The organism is Methanobrevibacter sp., assembly GCF_045577275.1.
GTDB lineage: Archaea > Methanobacteriota > Methanobacteria > Methanobacteriales > Methanobacteriaceae > Methanobrevibacter.
Genome location: NZ_JAZNIB010000028.1, coordinates 1 through 2,731, shown reverse-complemented (window position 1 = coordinate 2,731; position 2,731 = coordinate 1). Strand labels below are relative to the sequence as shown.

3 protein-coding genes are annotated in these 2,731 nt (G+C 34.2%); 1 reads left to right on the top strand and 2 read right to left on the bottom strand.

The annotated features are described in order from the left end of the window. On the top strand, positions 1-534 hold a 534-nt coding region (locus tag ACKI67_RS01070; protein WP_407461540.1), incomplete at its 5' end, for a methylated-DNA--[protein]-cysteine S-methyltransferase. An 86-nt stretch (positions 535-620) separates the two neighbouring features. Here ACKI67_RS01070 and nth read toward each other — a convergent pair. Continuing rightward, a complete protein-coding gene (nth, locus tag ACKI67_RS01065; RefSeq protein WP_407461539.1) occupies positions 621-1,256 on the bottom strand; it encodes an endonuclease III domain-containing protein in 636 nt (211 codons plus the stop codon). A gap of 9 nt (positions 1,257-1,265) precedes the next feature. After that, positions 1,266-2,621, bottom strand: coding sequence for a 3-phosphoshikimate 1-carboxyvinyltransferase (aroA, locus tag ACKI67_RS01060; RefSeq protein WP_407461538.1), 1,356 nt, complete (start codon positions 2,619-2,621; stop codon positions 1,266-1,268). Between the last annotated feature and the right edge of the window lie 110 nt (positions 2,622-2,731).

Here is a 2,731-nt window from a genome sequence, read left to right as displayed (position 1 = left end):
CAATTTAAAATTGAAGAGATACTTCTCTCCAAACCTGACAAAAGCTCCTCACAAATAGCTGAAGAAAAATATGAACAAGATGAACCATTGGCTATAAACAAGAAATCAAAGCAATTGAATAATGTATTGAATGAATTAAGAAATTATTTCAACGAAAAAGATCCTAAATTTTCACTTGAATATCTTAATTTAGATAAATGTACACCATTCCAAAGGAAAGTATTGGAAGCGGAATTCAAGACAGAGAAAGGGACAATAAACACATATAAAGATCTTGCAAAGGCAGCTGGCAGTCCAAAGGCATACAGATCAGTAGGCACTGCACTTTCCAAAAACCCATATCCTATAATCATACCTTGCCACAGAACCGTCAAGTCAGACAGAACCATTGGAGGATTTGGTGGAGTTGCAGAAGGACTTGAATCTAAAAAAATACTTCTTGAATTGGATGGGCTTATGATTCAAGACAAAAAAGTGGTTGGTGATAGCCCTATAATTGCACTCGATAAAACAAGCCAGACAAAGTTAGTTTAAGACTAAAGTAAAAAAAATAAGAAGTATAAAAAAAATTTAAAGAATAAAATTTAAAAAAAAGTTAAAAAAGTAAAATTAAAAAATATTTATTCTAATTTACTTACATCATATTCACAAAGGTCTGTAAGTGGACATTTATCACATTGAGGACCTATTGGACGGCAAATTGTTTGTCCAAACTGAACCATCAAATCATTTAAATCCACCCAAAGCTCTTTAGGCACCTTTTCCATCAAAACGATTTCAGTTTCTTCAGGCTCTTTTGTATCAGCGATTCCCCATCTATTGGAGATTCTATGAACATGAGTGTCAACAGGAATAGCTGCATCTTGGAAAGCGAATACAATAACGCAATTTGCTGTTTTTCTACCTACTCCGGGAAGCTTGAGCATTTCATCCATTTCTCTTGGAACTTCTCCACCATATTGGTCAATCAGAATCCTTGAAACCTCTAAAATACGTGCTGCCTTAACCCTATAAAAACCAGCAGGCTTAATCAATTCCTGAACATGCTCAACTGGAGCATCAGCAACAGCATAAATATCTGGATAAACATCAAACAATGCATTTGCAGCCTGATCAGTATTTTCATCCCTTGTCCTTTGAGATAAGATTGTTCTGATTAATACTTTATAAGGGTCATGGTCATGAAATGTGCGGATAGTGTAAATCTCATTCAATCTTTTAAAAATTTCTCTAATTCTATCTTCATCATTCATCATAATCCCTCATCATTTCAATTCCATTTCAATTCCAATTTCTTTCATAAGCTCTATAAAGTTAGGGAATGATACATCAAAGCATTCTCCATTTTCCACTTCCACATCATGCTTTAATCCTAGAAGGGAAAATGCCATAGCCAACCTATGGTCATTATGAGATTCAACAATTCCATCACCAATGGTTTGACCATAAATGGTCATTCCATCCTCAAATTCATCAAGCCTACAACCTAATTTTTCAAGTTCTCTGCATGTAGTATCTATCCTATCAGTTTCCTTTAACCTGCCATGACTTACACCACTTATAGTGGTTTTGCCCTCTGCAACTGCACCAAGAACAGCAACAGTAAGCAATAAATCAGGGGCATTAGCCAAATTAACGTCAATTCCCTTAAGATTTCCATCACTTCTAAGGGAAACATAATCATCAAAAACGGTTACATCAGCACCCATTTTTTCTAAAATATCCAAAATGAATTTATCTCCCTGTTTAGAATCATTGAATAAATTTTCAATCTTAATATACCCACCTGCAATAGCTGTTGCCGCAAGCAAATAAGAGGCAGATGAGAAATCTCCTTCAACAATATAGTCACTTGCAATGTATTTCTGTGGTTTGACATTAAATTTAACACCTAAGCATTCAGTATGCTCTTTCTTGCAGTTTTCATGGAACTGGTAATTTTCCTCTCCCACATCAATGCCAAATTTCTCCAAAATGGAAATGGTCATATCAACATAAGGTTTTGAAACAAATTCGGGATAGACTTCAAGTTTCACTCCTTTTTTAGATAAAGGAGCTGAAATAAGAATGGATGAGATGAACTGAGAACTGATGCTTCCTAAAATATCAGTCTCTCCACCTTCATATCCTGGATAAATCTTAAGTGGAGCCTTGTTATTATCACCTAATGATTCAATTTTAACACCTAAGGCTTCTAAAGCATCAATCAATGCACCCATAGGTCTTGTTTTAAGTGAATCATCCCCTGTAAATATCACTTCATTGTCAGATAATGCCGCAACACTTGTCATGATCCTAAGTGTGGTTCCTGAATTGGCAAGGTCAATCATGTCCTGAGACTTATTATGTAATCTTCCACCAGTTCCATAAACTTCCAAATAGTCCACTGTTTGGCTTTTATCTCCCTTTAATATAATCTCTTTCTTCTTATCAATCCTTGCTCCAAGAGCTTCACATGCTCTTATGCTTGACAAGACATCTTCAGAATAAAGCACATCAAAGAGTTTGGATTTGCCTTCAGAGAGTGATGCAAGAATAACTGCCCTATGACTATAACTTTTGGAAGATGGTGCTTTTACACTGCCATTAATTTTAGAAAAGTTTTTGATTTTAAGATTCATTTAATACAATCCTTTGATTAATTTTCAATAATTAATCCTCTTTAATAAATAATATTCATTTATTAATATTATTCTATTCAAAAATTATTATTCTATTTAATAATTAGATT